Source organism: Winogradskyella sp. (assembly GCF_016744625.1).
Taxonomy (GTDB): Bacteria; Bacteroidota; Bacteroidia; order Flavobacteriales; family Flavobacteriaceae; genus Winogradskyella.
On the sequence record NZ_JADGDZ010000009.1, the window covers coordinates 1 to 19242 of the forward strand.

Consider the following 19242-nt stretch of genomic DNA (forward strand, 5'->3'; position numbering starts at 1 on the left):
AGCTGTATTATTATCTCCAGATGTATTTAAAAAAAGTGTTTCTACTCCGATACCTACATTAAAATTACCATTAATATTATTATAGAGTGCTCTATAGCTGTTGGCAAGATTACCATTTCCTGTAGTATTTCTATTAAGTGCCAAATGTCCATTAGCGGTATTGTTATCTCCATCTGTATTTGAATATAGTGTAGAGTGTCCAATGGCATTATTGTTATTACCTGTGATATTTGAAAACAATGCAGATCTTCCATTCGCTGTGTTATTACTTCCTACAGTATTATCTCTCATCGCGAAGCCACCAGTAGCTGTATTACTGGCTCCTGTAGTATTGTTACCCAATGCTGTAAGTCCAAGACCAGTATTTATAGCTCCTGTTTCATTATCTCTTAATGCACTAGCACCAATGGCAGTATTGCCGCTTGGCGTTAAGTTTGATTTTAATGCTTCACGCCCCATTGCAGTATTATTTTGCCCAGATATATTTGAATATAATGTTTCGGAACCAACCGCAGTATTACTTGAACCAGCCGAGTTTGAATACAATGCGTTAAAGCCTATGCCAACATTTTCATTATTTCCATTATCTATCCGTCCAGCATCAATACCTATAAATAATGAAGAACCATTTGTTTCAGATTTCCCATCTGTTAGATCATTTATTTTAGTTGTTACGTTATCTGCAACTGTTGCTCTTTCTGCATGCTTTGCATAAGGTACTGCCATAAATTCAGTTGCATCAAAAAATATATTGCCACCACTATAACCGATAGAAGTTTGAAGAAAATGTTGGTTTGCACTCCAATCTATAGTTGCAAATGTCCCAGAAAGCGGTGTTGTATCTGTACCAATATTTAGTAATACTAAACCATTAGAATCTGTAGTGATAACATGGTCTTCTTGATAAACAATAGTGCCGTTATTTGTACTTTGATGTATGCTAAATTGTACTGTCATTAATGTATTGGCAAGTACATTACCATTGGTGTCTTTTAAAATGGCTTTATAATTAATGCCTTGTTGAGCAAAGCCAATGCAGCCTAGTAGTACAATAATAATTGCTGTAATTTTTACTTTCATCTATCCTAATGTTTTGTTCAAAAGTAGAATGAAGAAAGAATAGCGACTATGACCATTGTAACAAAGATTGCAACATATGTAACATTGCTCTTAAACCACTGTGATTAGTGGTCTTTAGTCTATTAAAAAAGAGTGATTTGTAGTTGTGATGCGCAAATACATCAAATAAATAAGGGGTATTATCGCCTCAAAGCAAAATGGCCAGTATAAATTTTACCGTCTAAAAATTTTGCAATGAACCAATAATCATCACTTGGTAATGGGTTTCCATTTAGAGTTCCGTCCCAACCTCCGCTGAGTGTAGTTTGCTCAGTAATCAATTTTCCGTAACGGTTAAAAATCTGAACAGTTTCAATCTGATTGAATTGTGTATTGGTGCCAATAACTCTCCAAGTTTCATTTTTGGTATCACCATTTGGTGTAAAGAATTTAGGGAAACCTAAAACTGATATTTCTTCTTCTATAGTGCCACAACCGTTTCGATCTCTAATATAAACTGTATGAAACCCTTCAGAAATATTTGTAAACACATTACTTTCTTGATAGAACCCATTACTGTTATCTATTGCAAATTCATACACACCATTGCCAGAAATATTTATAGTAACTGTGTTTGTAGGATCTATGCCTTCTATAGAAACACTTTCAATGGTTGCCATTTCAGATGGAAAAACAGTTATTGCTCTACTAGACGAGCAACCATTCGGATCCGTTACAATAACTGTGTAAGTACCAGCTTCGTTAATATCATTAAATAGTGTAGTTACATTAGTTAACGTACCATTAAAGAACCATTCGTAGTAATAGTTATTTGGTAAGTCGTTAAGCACACCTCCAAAAATAGTAATGATTTCTGGGAATGTATTGAGACAATAAATTAATGTTTCATCAGCCTCTAAAAATGGAGTATATAATACATTAAGGTTTACTGTAGATATACTAAAACATTGATTATTATTTTTAACTTTTACAAATAAAGTCTGAGAATCTATAATTATATTTTCATATGTATTAGTAAGTGCATTTGTTTCACTAAATGCATCAGCTTCAGTTTCATAATATGTGACTTGGGCATTTGTTGGAATTTGAGTTATAATCGATGCGGAAATGTCGTTCAAATTAAAATTAGCAAAACCATCCATAATGTCTCCATCACAAGTGCCTAAATCTGGAATGTTTAAAACGTTATTAGAAATTTGCAATTCTAATTCAGCAATATCAAAACAATTTGCGGCATTAATTATTCTTGCAAAGACAGTTTGCAAAAGTGTTGTATTCGGAAAACTTGTTGGATTTAAAATTGAATTTGTATTATCTACCGCATCAGCTTCATTTAAAAAAAAGCCTAGAACAGTAAGAGAACTATCATTATTAGTTAAATCATTTGAAGCATCAAATAAATTATAAGTTGTAAACCCATCTTGATTAATATCGCATTCGATTAAAATAGAATCCATTACGATTGGCAAAGGAGCATATTCAATAACCACTTCACCATAAGAGATACAACCGTCAGCCAAACCAACTTCAACAGTATATGTTCCTGGTTCTGTTACTGTATAAATGCCACAATTAAGACAATTAGCAGGCGTTGATTGTACTAAAACACCGTCTCTATACCAATCAATAGAAGGTAATCCAGCTTCATCAACAATAAGGTCTAATGTTTCATCTTCGCATAACGAATTTCCTGTTGCAATAAGTCTACTTGGACCCAAATCTGTGGATAGCTGAAAACTTCCTGCTTCTAAAAATACAGCCGAATCGTATCTGTAGTTCTGCTCATCTGCAATCACTAGTTTTACATGATAGGATTGGTTAGGTGTTACATTAGCAGTAGCAGTTAAAATAGCCGTTTGTCCATTGAAGTTAATTGGTGAGTTGACTCCATTATAACTTCCAAAATAAGTCTCATTTTCTGGTGGACAGCTTCCAGGAACTCCAGGTGTCACTGTCGTTGCTTTTACAGGTGTATTTGTATCTGGTACTAGCGCAATGTTTTCGTATTGATTTTGTCCAGCGGTAGGTCGAATTAAAAACCCAAATAAATCTGAAAATTGGCAACTATTAGGATTGTTTTCTTGGTATTCTTCTGAAGCAAAAATGTATCTAAAACTCACTTGTGATGCTACAGAAGTAAAATCGAATTCTAGAATTGTTGCATTGATTGTATTAGTTTCGTTTAAGGCTGATTCTAAATCTGTATCTCCTTGCCAGTTTGTAGCATCATCATCACTGAGGCTATTATTTGGACCAGGAACATTTATAAGTCGCCCAGTACTTAAAACAATTCCACTTTCGAAAGGAAATACAGTGCCAGTCGCATCAAAAAAACCATAACTCTGATCTGTTCCGTTAAAATCACCGCCAACAGTATTTGTTACAGTGATATTTGTAATGCAATCGCTATCAATTAAAATATCTTCAATAAGTTGTTGTGGAGTATAAGTTTGGCTATCTACTGTAATATTCTGCGAATACGTACATAGCGAAAGTAACAAGGCAATTAATACAACTATTTGCTTCATTTCTAGTTTTAGGGAAAGCAAAGATAAGCACCAAACCTTTATTAGAATTTATAAAAGATGTTAATATTAGCTTACGACCTCTAAAACTAGCGCTTTAAAGTAAAATGCCCTTTAACTTCAAAAGAAATATTGCCACGTCTAACATCGGCAACAAACCAATAATCGCTTGTTGGCATTTCCTTACCATTATAATAGCCGTCCCAACCAGATGTATTAGAGCCTATTTGTTTTAGGAGTTTACCATAGCGATCAAAAATATAAATGATAGTACCAGGTAGTGTTTCTACACCAACGATATGCCAAGTGTCAAAATTACCGTCTGCATTAGGAGTAAAGAATTTTGGTATATCAATTACAAGTACCTCTTTAGTTACATTTGCACAACCATTTAAATCTATAATAGTAACTGTATGGTAACCCATAGCTACGTTTTCAAAAAAGTTAGATTCTTGTGGTTCAAAATCATCTAGTTGATATAGGTAGTCACCTATACCACTTATTGTAACTGTTATATTATTTGGGTCAGAGAAATCTACAACTTCAGTAACTTCAATTGTTGCAGCTTCAGATTCTGAGACTCCAAAAACACGCGTATTTTCACAACCAAATTCTGATGTTACTGTTACCCAATAACTTCCTATGTCTGTGATTTCAATTTCTGGTGTCATTTCACCAGTTGACCATACATACTGATCTGTAGGATTATTAGTGTTGGCAGAAACTAGTAATGGCAAATTGTCTAAACAAATTACTTGATCATCAATATCAATAATGGGTAAAGGATTTATAATTATTGAAAAATCAGTGGTACTATAGCAACCAGTACTATTATTTTCAACGCGAGCATAGATAATTTCACTATCAAAAGCCATGTAGTTGGTTTCTAATGCCGAATTTCCTTCTTGTGCCTGTAATTCTGCGTTATGATAAGTTACAGTGAATAGAGCAGGACTTTGACCATTTAATATACTAGAATTTTGTTGTGTTAAATCAAATTCTAAGAGTCCATCAAAATCATCATCACATGTCATTAAATCATTTGGTTGATTGGCTATTGGTAAAGGATTGATATTTAGGTTAAATTGATAATAATTATAACAATGTGTAGTGCTAAACTGAGCTCTTACAAATAATGTATCAAAATTTGTTTGATAGGTGTAATTTGTATCTAAAGCATTTGTATTTGCGATAGCATCAGCTTCGTTTGTGAAATAACTGAACAAAACATTAAAGTTAACATCTACTGCTACCAGATTAATATCTGTTAAGTCAACACTACTAGTAGTATTAGCACAGATATCATAAATCATAAAATCGTTGATGACAGGAGGTAGGTAAACAATTAAGTCTAATGGAAGTGTTACATAACAATTAGAAATTGTGTTTGTCACTTTTACATAAACCGTTTCATTACTTGTTGTGTTGATGTAATTTTCTGGATCAGTTATTGGATTAGCATTTAACTCTGAATCTTCAAAAGTTTCATAATAATTAATTACAATATCATCTTGTCTCACATCTAAGAAGTCTAATTCTGCTTGTGTAAGATCAAAGCTTACAACGCCATCATAATCATCATCACATTGTATTATTGGTGGTACACTAGGATTAACTTCAGGAACTTGAATAACATTCAATATGAATGATGTAATTGAATTACATATCGTTCCATTATCTATTTGTACAAATATTTCTTGTGGATTTACGGTATTTGCGTACTGAAGTGGAAGTGGGTTTGTGCTATTTTGTGCATCAGTTTCAGACGTATAAAAGGTAACGTTTTGAATATCTGAAATACCAGCAGAAACTTCTGTAACTCTAGTTGAAAAATCAAAAACCTCTGAACCGTCATTAGAAATATCATCACAAACAAACCAATCTGATGGTTCGTTGTATTGCGGATTTGTACCTACTTCTATAATAAATGAAGATGTGGTATAGCATGTTTCATCAGTAATATTTTCAACACGTACAAAAATGATTTGTGGGTTACTAATATTTTGATATGTAGTTGTTTTGTCTATAGCATTTACTTTATTAGTAGCATCTGCTTGGTTGAGGTAATATGAAACTTCCTTACCAGTTTGTATATCTAAGGCTTCAGAATCCTTAGTCTCAAAAAGATACTCTCCAACACCATCAGTTTCATCTTCACAAATATTATATTCATTGATATAGTTTGTTAAGTCACCAATGTAAGGTAAGGTATTTACTATGATATTTAATTCTTCAACCGAATGACATCCTGTTGAATTATTCTCAATGCGAATAAAAACAACTTCAGTTTGCGCTTCGTAATTTGATGGCGCTAAAATTACGTTCTCATTTAAATTAGCATCATTTAAACTGTTATGAAATGTTATTGTTCTATCAATAGTTGAGGTCACTATCTCTGGTGTACTATTCGTTAAATCAATAATAAATAAACCATCTCTATCTGCATCACAAATTATAATTTCTTCTGGTGTGCTGCTTTCAGGAGCTGGTAATACTTCAACTTCAAATGAGTTTGTAGAAGAACAGCCAGTTTCATCAAAACTTATTCTAGGATATAATGTAAACGGATTTGAAACATTGGTATAAAAGTTTGGGAGCGCATTAGTATTGTTAATTGCGTCTAGTTCAGTTAAAAAATAGGTAACACTATAACCATCTTCGTTAAACGTGACGTCTGTGTCTAAAGAAGATAAATCGGTTGTGGTTAACCCATCTTGGTCTTCATCACAAACACTTAAACTTACTACAGATTGAAACTCTACAATTGGAAATAAAATTAAGTCGAATTCTGCTTGGTCAGAACATGTTGGGCTCTCTAGCGTTATGTAAATCGTTTGTGGATTGCTTTGTGAAGCGTAAGTAACCATTGGATCAATAGGGTTTGTTTGATTATCCCTTTCTGTTTCCGTTTCGTAAAACGTAATCGTAATATCCTCTAATTCATGAAAAATACTTGTAGCAATACTATCAAAACTAAAATCTTCTGTACCATCATTATCTATATCACATGCAGTAAAATCTCTAATAGATGTAGCTGTTAATAATAAATTGGTATGAAGTTCTATTGGTGTAACAGATGCACAACCTGTCGTATTATTTTCTACTCTAATAAAAACAATTTGCTCATTACTAATACTATTAGCATAATTGGTGTCATCTGCAATTGGATTGGCACCAGAAAGTGCATCTTCATTGGTTTCATGAAATGTAACTGTAACACCTGTTATGCCTTCTAATACTTCAGGAATAATTGAGGTTAAATCAAATTCTGCAAATCCATCATGATCTGTATCACATGCATCTATATAATGATTTTCAGTATTTATAACCGGATTGTCTAAAACAGTAATATCTAAAGTCGTTGTACTAATACAATCTGTTTGTGGATTCCTAACACTTACATAAACTTGCTCGTTAATATTGGTGTTTACATAAGGCATTGGTAAAGCATTGCTGCCAGATGCTGCATCTGCTGCAGAACTATGATAAGTTACTACAAGGTTAGTTTGCCCATTTGTTATTTCATCATCCTTAACGTTTAAATTTATCGCTGTAAATCCGTCTGCTGTTTGATCATCGCAAACTACTAATGGACTTGGATCTACAAGTGTAGGTAATGGGTTTACAGTTAAATTTATAGTTGAAAATGCTAAACACCCATTATTGGTATCTTCAATTCTTGTATAAATGACTTGTGGATTTGATGTATTTTGAATTGAATTAGTAATTGCATTTAAACCAGTTTGAGCTTCTACATCTGTATAGTGATAAGAAATCGTATAGTTTGAAGCTGGTACAGAAGCTAAAACTTCTCCATCTTTAGTCGATAAATTAAAAGTTTCTACACCATCATTACTTAGGTCGTCACATAATTCGTAATCTGAAATTGGATTTGAAGATTGTGTTGAACTCAATGTAATATTAACATCATCTTCAATAATACAACTACTACCAGATAATGGAATATCAATTTCTACACGATAGTTTCCAGATTGTACAGCATCAAATGTAGGTTGATCTGCAGATGGAACAAGTACACCATTAAGATACCATTGGTAAGTGGCATTTGCGTTTTGAATATTTCCATCTAAAAGAACATTGCTTGCACAAGTAGATAGATCTTCACCTAAATCTACAGTAGCATTAAAACTATTACCTTCAATAAATACAGCAGAGTCATAGTTTTCATCCGTCTGATCTGCAATAACTAATTTAATTTGATATTGTACATTTGGTAGAATTGTAGCTGTTGCAGAAAGCACAGTAGTTCTTCCATTATAGTTGGTATCACCAACATTATAACCTTCAAAATATTGTTCGTTAGAAGCATCACAGAATCCAACAATTTCATCATGGACTGTATTAGTGTTAACAGGAGTTGTAGTTCCTGGAACTAAGGCAATATTATTATAAGGATTACCAGCACCAGCTTCGCGAATTAAAAAAGCAAAACCATCTGAATATTCACATGGAAAGTTACCAAAGTATTCTTCTGATGCGAGTATGTAATTAAACTGTATTTGGTTAGAAATAGAAATAAAGTCGAATTCTATTGATGTGGCATTTAAGGTTCCTGTGATTCCCAAGGCAGATTCTAAATCGCCATCTGTTGTCCAAGAATTATCTCCATCGTTTAAGATGGTGTTGTTTTGCCCATTTCCTGCTGAATTTGCATTTCCTGTGGTTAGTACGACACCATTTTGAAATGGAAAATTAGATGTACCACGTTCAAAGTATCCAAAACTGCCTAATCCTATCGAACTTCCATTTGAAGATGAAGAAATGTTAGACACATCTACACAACCTTGAATAAGTGTGTTTTCAACAAGTTGTTGAGGTAATATCGTATTATCTACAGTAATCTGTTGAGCAAAACTCATGCTACAAATAAGGCAGAGAATTAGATTGAGGGAGCGATGAATACAATCCATAAGTTTAGGTTAAGGTTAAAAGTCTAAGACTAGGATAGATTTGGGGCTAACTCTAACTCATACTTTATTGTGCTCGGAAAAGTAGAGTTATTAAAGACGAAATACAAATAAATACGATGAAATACACTAAACGTTAACATTTGAAATGAGATATGCCACATTCTAGTATAAAAAAGACCTCAAAAGAGGCCTTTTTTCCCAAATTGAATTTATAAGACATTTACATTTTAGTGTAAATGTGACTTAACCTTAAACTCAAAATCGTTATAATATGTTGAGGGAAATTAGCTTAAAAATGTGGAGGGAATTAACAATGATAAATGTTAATATGGTTAAAGTTATGACAAGAAATATATAACTACAAAAAAATAAGACGAATGGACTAAAATTTTAACAGTTTAATAATTTACATAGACCCAACCAACCAATGGTTGATAATTTGGGTCATTCAGGTTGAGAATGTAAAAATATGTTCCTACAGGTACAATATTTCCATGGTTGTTTAACCCTCTATTAATGATGCCAAACCAAGGTTTGTCATTATTTCCTTCAAAAACGATGTCTCCATAACGGTTGTAAATTTGTAATTCGTGTTCGGTAAAAATATCATACAAACCTTGAATGTTAAACCAATCATTGTAGCGATCATCATTTGGCGAAAACCCTTGTGGAACATATGGTGGACAATTTTCTACAATCAAATTAAATTGAAAAATCTCATAACATGGAGGACTGACAAGTCTCACAAAAATTGTTTCAGGATTTGATGAATTATTATAACTACTCGGAATTAAAATTTCATTTGACTGTGTTTCTAAATCTTCAAGAGAAAGATAAAAAGAGATATTGGCTTCATTATAATTTAAAGATTCTAGTGTGTCAAATAAATTATATGTTGAAGTTTCGAAACCTTCATTACAACCAATAAGGTTATTGAGGATTGTAATGTCAGGAATTATTAATAATTCAATATCCTCAAAAATGATATTGTTATCTTCATTGGTTTCTGTAACGTTTCCAGTCATAGTTCCGTCATCATCAACTATCGCAATAACAGTTATATTAGCAACTGTATTTTCTGGAACTGTTACAATTGCAGAATTACTCTCACTAGCGTTAATAGCAATGTTATTTATTGTCTGGCTTTGACCAATTAAAAGACCATCTAAATAAAATGCAATTTGAGTATTTGCAGGAAGAATCGCAGTACTATTAAAATTATTGACGGTATAAAAGAGTTCGATGCTATTATCACCGCAGTTTACAATATTATCATCTATTACAATGGTTGCATCTGGTAGCTGACTATTTAAAACTGTAATGATATTGTTGATAATAATGAGATCAGCTCTATAATTTCCATCACTATCTAATCCTCCTGTGGTTAGTTTGATGGAAACCTCTGTATCACCAATAGCAATGTTATTTTCAATGTTATAGACATCTAAATCTCCATTAAAAAAAGTGTTTGAATTAGTGAAGGTATTAGTACCATTGAATGCATTATCGGCTAAATTCAAAGGAGGATTGGATATAATATTGTTATTAATTGAAAGTGATTCACCAAAATTGAGCGCATTATCTCCTTCCCAAGCCAAGAAACCAATTTTTGCACCTTCAGTATCTAAAACATTAACATCTGTTAATGTAATATTTATTTCAGGTATATTTCGATTAATAATTTCTAAACCTTGGTATAGGTTTATTTGATTTAAAGGAAGCGTATTGTCTTCGTAAATTACATAGATACTCCATCCTCCAAAATTGGTTTTTCTTGAGCAATAACCTTGATTTGATAAAATGGAAGGGTTTATATCTGCGTCTGCAAATTGATAATTAACGTTTCCTTCACTAATAATTTGTTCGGTTATATCAGCGTAGCACGAAAAATAACTTAACTCACCAAAAATTCCGTCGTCATAAAATACATTATAAGTTTCCGCTGCAGTAATCTCTATACCATTTAATGTGACTTCATTATCTCCTAGACCAGATCCTGCCCAATATAGATAAGCTTTAACAACTGTAAGGCTTGGGTCTAAGGATAATGTTGCTTCAGAAGTTTCTAGAATAGTACAAAAATCGGAAACATTATTTTCACCTGGATTTAAAGTATTACCAATAGCTGTATAATCATACCTTCCATTGAATTGTTGAAATAAAGAAACGTCTTGTGCAAATAAAGAGATAGTTACACCAAACAAGAGAAAACATAATATGTACTGTGCTCTTTTCAAAGTTTTAGTTTGGTAGAACTAATTTAAGGTTTTTTAAGTTACCGCTTCAATGTAAAGTGATTGGTAAAGGTTCTACCATCTTGTAGTTTAACTTTAAACCAATAATCACTGGTAGGTAATTTAGCGCCATTGTAGATGCCATCCCAACCAGGACCAAGAGGGTCGAGTTCTTTTAAAAGCTTTCCGTAGCGATCAAAAATTAGAATTGCAGAATTCGTTTGAAATTGATTATTTATGCCTTTGACTTGCCAAAAATCGTTGTCAGTATCATCATTTGGTGTAAAAAATTTAGGAAAACCAATAACAGAAACTAAATCTTCTATGACACCACAGTTGTTTTTATCACGTACATAAATGGTATATAAACCTGGTTGTACATTATCAAAGGTGTTACTGTCATGGTAAGGCCCATTAATATCATCTAAAGCATATTCGTAATCTCCTTCACCACTTACAAACACAGATATAGAATTATTCTGCGAAGCATCTACAATTTGTATGTCTGTTATAGTCGCAATATTAGAAGGTAAAACACTAATAGTTCTGTCTTTAAAACACCCATCAGTATTAAAAACTCTTACAGAATAATTCCCTGGTGCATCAACTTCTATTGTAGCTGTATCTTCCCCTGTAGACCATTCGTAGGTATAATTACTAGGTGAATCATTAATTACACCACCATCTAAAACTATGGTTTGAGGTGAAAAGTTGAGACAGTAAAGGGTTTCGAATTCAGTTTCTATATTTGGCAATTCTAAAACGGTGAGTTCAATTTCGCTAATTCCGAAGCAGGCATTAGCATTTTCAACACGTGCATATATGGTCTGGTTATATGGAATTGTATTGGTAAACATTGTACCAAGTGCATTGGTTTCTAATAATGCATCTTCATAGGTTTCAAAATATTGCAAATCTAAACCTACAGGAGCACCAGCCAAAACAACAGCATTAGTGTCAGAAAGATTAAAGCTCATAAAGCCATCCTCAGTGCCATCAGTATCACATAATAGTAAGTTTGCATTGTTAGATGAAGTTGTGCTAACTTCTAATGAAACTTCACTAAAATTAACACAACCTGAATTGGTGTTGGTGACTCTGGCATATACAATTTGTGGGTTAAAGAAGTTGTCGAATGAATTACCATCAATTGCATCTACTTGGTTTTCAGCATTAACTTGTGAAAGATAATATTCCACAGAGGCATCTGGATCATTATCAGTAATATCATTAAATGCTTCAGTTATATTAAATGTTGTGAAGCCTTCAGGAATACCATCTTCATCACATTGTATAAGAGATATATCATTTGCAACAGGTTTACCTTGAACAATAATATTAAATGATGTAAAAGCGACACAATCTAAATTTATATCTTCAATCCTAACAAATATTTCTGTAGGTGTAGGTGTAGTATTTATATAATCAGTAGGTAGAGAAGAAGTAGGCGTTTCTGCATCAGCTTGACTCAAATGGTATGAAATATTATAATTAGTTCCAAGAATACCATTAACAATCTCTTGTGTTTTAATATCAAAATCGAATGTAGTCATACCGTTTTGATCATCACCATCTGTATCGTCATCACAAATTTCATAGTTTGTTGGAATATTGAAATTTGTTAAAGCATTGATATTAATGTTAAAGTCATTTAAGATGAAACAATTTGTGGTTGTATTTTCAACTCTAATATAAACGGTTTGATTAGGTGAAGTATTATTGAAAACTTCTCCTAAAGGGTTTGCGTTAATATTTGCATCACTTTCAGAATTATGATAGGTTATAGCAACATCAGATTCACCATTAATAATATCTTGAGTTAAATCAGTAAGATTAATTTCAGTTATACTATCATTAAATGGAGCAAGATTATCGCAAATATCTATATCTGGTAAACTTGATGATGTAGGATTAGTAATTAAAGGGTTTGATGGGTTATCGGGAAAGGAAGCAGTACCAGTCCATTCTATAGAAAAAGGACTAACACCAATTGGTCTATCGATGACTATAAAATAACTCTCACCTGCCAAAACATCTAATTGTCTCACAAAACTATTACCATCATTCCCAGGTCCTTCGTTAGTTTCTGTCTCTGTAGAATTTAATCCAGTAAGGTTATTTCCTTGGTTAGCCGCAGATGGATTTGTTGTAGAACATCTAATCGCTTGACCTATATTTCCACAGGCTACATTTGGTCCAAAAATAAAGAAATCATAATCTTCACTAATACTTGTGCTTTCTGGAGTTAAAATAAAACCTAAAGTGCCAGAAGTAGCAATGCTTATCTCAAGCCAGATACTATTATTTTCTTGACTAGCACATGTATTAGAATTACTTAATTCTTGTACACCAATTCCACTTACATCTAAGCTAAAATTAGAATTACCACAAACCGTTACAGAGTTCTGACAATCATTTGGTGCTTGCGCATTACTTATGAAGGAAATGCAAAATAGGATGCATAATAGTATTATAGGTTTAGAAATAAGATTAGGGTTTATGTTCATCGTTTGAGTGTAAAATGACTTGTGAATACTCTACCATCTTGTAGTTTAACTTTAAACCAATAATCACTGGTAGGTAATTTAGCGCCATTGTAGATGCCATCCCAACCAGGACCAAGAGGGTCGAGTTCTTTTAAAAGCTTTCCGTAGCGATCAAAAATTAGAATTGCAGAATTCGTTTGAAATTGATTATTTATGCCTTTGACTTGCCAAAAATCGTTGTCAGTATCATCATTTGGTGTAAAAAATTTAGGAAAACCAATAACAGAAACTAAATCTTCTATGACACCACAGTTGTTTTTATCACGTACATAAATGGTATATAAACCTGGTTGTACATTATCAAAGGTGTTACTGTCATGGTAAGGCCCATTAATATCATCTAAAGCATATTCGTAATCTCCTTCACCACTTACAAACACAGATATAGAATTATTCTGCGAAGCATCTACAATTTGTATGTCTGTTATAGTCGCAATATTAGAAGGTAAAACACTAATAGTTCTGTCTTTAAAACACCCATCAGTATTAAAAACTCTTACAGAATAATTCCCTGGTGCATCAACTTCTATTGTAGCTGTATCTTCCCCTGTAGACCATTCGTAGGTATAATTACTAGGTGAATCATTAATTACACCACCATCTAAAACTATGGTTTGAGGTGAAAAGTTGAGACAGTAAAGGGTTTCGAATTCAGTTTCTATATTTGGCAATTCTAAAACGGTGAGTTCAATTTCGCTAATTCCGAAGCAGGCATTAGCATTTTCAACACGTGCATATATGGTCTGGTTATATGGAATTGTATTGGTAAACATTGTACCAAGTGCATTGGTTTCTAATAATGCATCTTCATAGGTTTCAAAATATTGCAAATCTAAACCTACAGGAGCACCAGCCAAAACAACAGCATTAGTGTCAGAAAGATTAAAGCTCATAAAGCCATCCTCAGTGCCATCAGTATCACATAATAGTAAGTTTGCATTGTTAGATGAAGTTGTGCTAACTTCTAATGAAACTTCACTAAAATTAACACAACCTGAATTGGTGTTGGTGACTCTGGCAATTATGATTTGAGGATTAAAATAATTTTCGAAAGCATCTGGATTAATAGCATTTTCTTGATTTTCCGCATCAGTTAGAGATGTATAGAATTCAATTGTTCTGTCGCTTATACCTTCTGTGACATCTTCTACAATTTGATTGATATTAAAAACTGTGAAACCTTCAGGGATACCATCTTCATCACATTGTAAAATGGATATATCATTTGCTATTGGTGCATCGTTTATAATTAACTCAAAACTCCCAGTACTGTAACATGTTGTATTGCTTGTGTTTTCAATTCTAACAAAAATAGCTTCGTTAAAAGCATTCGTATTAGTGTAGCTTAGTGGCAGAGGAGAGATGTTGTCATCTGCATCGTCTTGGGTTGAATGAAATGTAATACTTGTTTGTGTTTCATCTTGAGTTCCACGAATTGTAGGTATTAAATTTCCTAATTCTATATTAACAATACCATCCATTATATCACCAGTATTATCACAAAATTCAATAGTGTTTAATTGTACAATCTGTGGTGTATTAAAGACTTCTAATTGAAAAGAGTTAATATCAAAGCAATTAGTATTGTTATTATTATCTACTCGTACAAAAATTGTCTGGGGATTGCTGATGTTTGTATATGGAAAAGTAATTTCATTTTCACGAGTATTGGCATTATCTAAAGTTTCGAAATAGCGAACTGTATTTTCAGTCGAGTTTTGTGCTAATAAGACTTCAGAGTCTTTATAGGTAAAATCAAAAGCAAATAATCCGTCGTTACCAATGTTGTCACAAACTATAACATCGGATAATGGATTTGCTATAGGAATTTCAAAAACACCAACCACAGCACTTCCTTCAATTGGGCAATCTCCATTATTAGGCTCTATATAGACTTCATAAAAACCAGGAGTATCGATAAATAATTGAGCAGAGGTTTCGGCTAAAGGCGCACCTTCAAAAGACCAAATGTAATCCGCTCCAGTAATATCTTCTGCTTGTAATGTGTATGTTTCGTTAGTACATAATTTCAAATCTGTGGTGCTTATGCCATTTTGAATAATATCAATTTCAGAATTAAATAACGATTGAATGAATGGAGGTAAGCCAATACGACTTGTATTTCCTCCAAAACCAGTGACGTCCAAAAGAACACCTTGTTCTACATAATTGGTAGCCAAACCATCAGCTTCGGGATTATTAATAACACCCAAATATCTGGCAGCATTTGTGTTTCCTGTAAAACTGAATTGTGCCCTATAGATACGTCGGTCTATACCTAATTGTAATGCACCTGCACTTATACTATTTGAAGTATGAATAACTTGAAGTGAATTAGGAATATCTATACTTTCTAAATTCCATTGTAATACTTGACTTGCACCATTACCAGATGCACCAATGCCAACTGTAGCATATACTTTTCGATTCTCTGCTGAGAATTCAACACCATAAGGGCTATTATTATTTTGTACGCTATATAATTCTATACTGTTAGATACTATTCCTGTATCATTATCAAAATCAAATAAATAAATGCCTCCACCTGCATCTCCAGCTGGTACTGTTGATTCTCCAAAATTAGCAGAAATAAGTTTACTGCCATCTGGTGAAGCTTTCAAATAACCTAAAGCATTTCGTCTGTAACCTTGTATTGGAATATTTGGTCCAACTGTAGAAATAACTGGCGTTGAGTTTACACCATCTTCATCTATTTTAAATGCAAAGAATCTGTTTGTGAAATGTGTAATTACCCAAAAAGAAGTACAATCATCTGCTTTTACGGCAGTTATTTTTTCAGAACATTTAAAATCTACTTCTAAAGGGTTAGATGTGTCGTATGTTATTAATGGTATGTTTTTTTCAAGAGTATCAATACCTCCCAGTCCATTTGCATCTAAAATATTAACACGCGAATACATTAAACCATCATTAACACCATCATTAGCAGTTTCATTCGGGAAATTAGAAGAATTGTTGTGATGTGGTTCATCAACAGTAAATATGTAATAAAAATCTGAGTCTTGAGGTTTTGGTACAATGAGTCCTGAAGAAGTGCTCGAATCATCTCCTTTAAGACCAAATCCATTGAGCATTACCTGATGATTTCTATTCCAAACAGTACTACCATCTGAATAAAACAGTAAGTTTCCATCAGCATCAGATATGGAGGTGCAGCCTTCTAATGTACTCAATTGACCATCAATAACACCGTTTACAGTTCCTGTTTCTGCATCAAAACGAAGTCCAGCATTTTGTCCAAAATACCAAAAAGATGCCTCGTTCTGCCCAAATACTGAAGCACACGCAAAAAGTAATAGAAAAATTAAACCTATCTTTTTCATAGTAACTTTGATGTATTACACACTAGTCAATACCATATAACAACTAGAACTCAAAAAGTCCTAGTTTTAGTATTGAAAACTACATAGCAATAGCTATCAAAGATATTACAAATCTCTCTTTTTTAATAATCGATACGATAAAAAGATAAAAAGTGCAGTCCAACCTAGTACGACAGCAATCTCATACCAATGCAATGCATAGTCGTAGGCTAAGTCTCCTTTTTCTGGAAACTTTGTCATTACAATACGTTGTGCTGGCTGATCAATAAGTTTATACATAGATTCTAAAGGCATAAAGTTCTTGACTTTAAATGCAGTGTCTGCGCTTCCAAAAGCTTCGTAGGCTCCCCAAAATACCAACCACTCAAAAATGTAAAGAATAACTAAGAAACCTAAAGCGAATGCAGAACGCTTTACTAACATACCAAAGAATAAACATAGACTGAAAAAACCAACAAGTTTAACAAAATATGCGAGTAAAAATTCTATTTCTCTAAAGATTATAGAAGCCTCAGTATAACTCGAGTAATAAAGTCCAATTAAGAATGTAGCTAAACCTATTAAGACTGTAGCACATGCGGAAAAGAATATAATTGTATAGAATTTTGATAAGATGAATTCCTTTTTGCTAAGCCCATCTATTAGATTTTGTTTTAAAGTTTTGTTGCTATATTCATTACCTATCATGCTTACTACAACAATAGCAAAGAAAAATTTAAAATACGATGCGAAAAATGTGGTAATATGCCAAATTATTGGAAAGTTAAAAATACCAAGTTCACCTAATTCTAGAGTAAAAAAACCAAAGAAATTAATCTTTATTGATGACAGAACTAAAACCGTAAAAGGTAATATAAAGGATACAAAAATTAATATACGACTTACTTTATTAAGCCAAAGTTTTTGTAGTTCTAATTTTATAAGACGTAACATATGTTGATTGGTTGTGCTTAATTCTTAAATAGGAATTATGCTGTTTTTTGATTGATTTCTATAGTGTCAGTTAATTGCAAGAATTGCTCTTCTAGGCTTTCTTTTCGTTTTACAAGATGTGAAAGTAGAATGCCTTTGTCGAACATTAATTTATTAAAATCTGAAGCTGACATTGGTTCGTTTAAAAAAGCAGTGATTAACTCGTCTTCAACTTTAATATTTCCTATGTTTGAATGTGCTTCTAAAGCATTTAAAAGTTCTTTATGATTTTCAGCTTTTAATTCAAAAAAGCCGTGACTATTAATCATTTCATCAACACGGCCAGAATATAATTTCTCACCTTTACGCAATACTACCACGTGTGAACATACTTTTTCAACTTCATCTAATAGGTGAGAAGCTAAAAGAATTGTTGTACCATTAGCAGCAATGTCTTTAATAATCTGTCTAATTTGATGAATGCCTTGAGGGTCTAAACCGTTTGTTGGCTCATCTAAAATTAGAATCTCAGGATCATTGAGTAACGCTGAAGCAATAGCTAAACGCTGTTTCATACCTAAAGAATATGTTCTAAATTTATGATCTTTTCTATCTAAAAGTCCTACAAGCTCTAATTTTTCTAAAATTTTACTTTGATCTACCGTTTTTATTCTACATACTAACTTTAAGTTCTGCTCAGCAGTCATGTAAGGATAGAAATTTGGTCGTTCTATAATAGCACCAACTTGTTTTAAGGCATCATGTGTTGTTATATTCCCATCAAACCAATGGAAGTCTCCATTAGTTTTGTTGACCACATTTAATACAATGCCTAAGGTTGTGGATTTACCACTTCCATTAGGTCCTAAAATGCCGTAAACATTGCCTTTATTGATTGTGAAACTTAAGTCTTTAACAGCTGTAAGATAGCCGAACTTCTTCGTGAGATTGTTGATTGTAAGGATTGGCTCCAAAGTGATTGATTTTAAATGGTTGATTGGTTTAACAAGATACTGAAATAAATTCAGCACAGGTTGGTTATGTAGGTAAGACGATTCTCTTCTTTATTTGTTACACTAAAATAAAAAAAGCATCGTAAAGATGCTTTTAATTATTATTTATATTGGGTTAATTCCAATTCTCATCAAAATCTAAATCACTGTAGTCATCTATATCAACGTCATCTACAAATTCGTTATAGTCGTCTTTATCTTCCTCAGCTTCAAAAACTTTTTCTGGTGCCTCATCTGGTATCTGACCGTGTACATACATTAAATTTGGATAATCTGTGCCTTGAGCTTCTTCAACAATTTCACCAAGTTCTACATAGAAAGTCCACATATTCATAAAGTCATACACATAAATTAATCGTGTAGAGGCTTCGTGAATAACAGAATTGATGATTGTTTCGTTCATCATCTTTACTTGATTGCCAGCTTCGCTCATATCCATCATGGCAATTTCTTCACCTTGATTCCATTGATCATCGCTAACATAAAAAGACGCCATTTCCATGCCGTCAAAACCAAATGATTGGGTGATGGTATTGTGCAAATCTTCCATTGTGCTTCCTTCGCGTATTTCTAAATCGCGGAACACATCATCTTCTGTATTGTTATCTAGGATAACTCTAAATCTATAAATCATGCTGCAAAGTTAAAATAATTATG

8 protein-coding genes and 1 pseudogene are annotated in these 19242 nt (G+C 32.8%); all 9 read right to left on the reverse strand.

Annotation, left to right across the window (positions count from 1 at the left end):
• Positions 1-1080, reverse strand: a pseudogene (locus QZZ53_RS03650) (hypothetical protein); the annotation flags it as partial.
• Positions 1081-1259: 179 nt separating this feature from the next.
• The gene (locus QZZ53_RS03655) at positions 1260-3608 is read right to left on the reverse strand and encodes a choice-of-anchor L domain-containing protein (protein WP_296381591.1); all 2349 of its coding nucleotides are present in this window, start codon (positions 3606-3608) and stop codon (positions 1260-1262) included.
• An 86-nt stretch (positions 3609-3694) separates the two neighbouring features.
• Positions 3695-8485, reverse strand: a complete 4791-nt coding sequence (locus QZZ53_RS03660) for a T9SS type B sorting domain-containing protein (RefSeq protein ID WP_296381592.1) — start codon at positions 8483-8485, stop codon at positions 3695-3697.
• Positions 8486-8934: 449 nt separating this feature from the next.
• Positions 8935-10773 carry a gliding motility-associated C-terminal domain-containing protein gene (locus QZZ53_RS03665; protein WP_296381594.1) on the reverse strand — a complete coding sequence of 613 codons (1839 nt, stop codon included), beginning with the start codon at positions 10771-10773 and terminating at the stop codon, positions 8935-8937.
• Positions 10774-10811: 38 nt separating this feature from the next.
• On the reverse strand, positions 10812-13277 hold the full coding sequence (locus QZZ53_RS03670) for a T9SS type B sorting domain-containing protein (RefSeq protein ID WP_296381596.1): 2466 nt from the start codon (positions 13275-13277) through the stop codon (positions 10812-10814).
• The gene (locus QZZ53_RS03675; RefSeq protein WP_296381598.1) at positions 13274-16660 is read right to left on the reverse strand and encodes a T9SS type B sorting domain-containing protein; all 3387 of its coding nucleotides are present in this window, start codon (positions 16658-16660) and stop codon (positions 13274-13276) included. Before QZZ53_RS03675 ends, QZZ53_RS03670 begins: the two co-directional genes overlap by 4 nt.
• 105 nt (positions 16661-16765) lie before the next feature.
• Positions 16766-17593: an ABC transporter permease subunit gene (locus tag QZZ53_RS03680; RefSeq protein WP_296381600.1), complete on the reverse strand. Its 828-nt coding sequence runs from the start codon at positions 17591-17593 to the stop codon at positions 16766-16768.
• 35 nt (positions 17594-17628) lie between these two features.
• A complete protein-coding gene (locus QZZ53_RS03685; protein ID WP_296381602.1) occupies positions 17629-18546 on the reverse strand; it encodes an ABC transporter ATP-binding protein in 918 nt (305 codons plus the stop codon).
• Positions 18547-18700: 154 nt separating this feature from the next.
• Entirely contained in the window at positions 18701-19219 is a 519-nt protein-coding gene (locus tag QZZ53_RS03690; RefSeq protein ID WP_296381604.1) for a hypothetical protein, read from the reverse strand.
• Between the last annotated feature and the right edge of the window lie 23 nt (positions 19220-19242).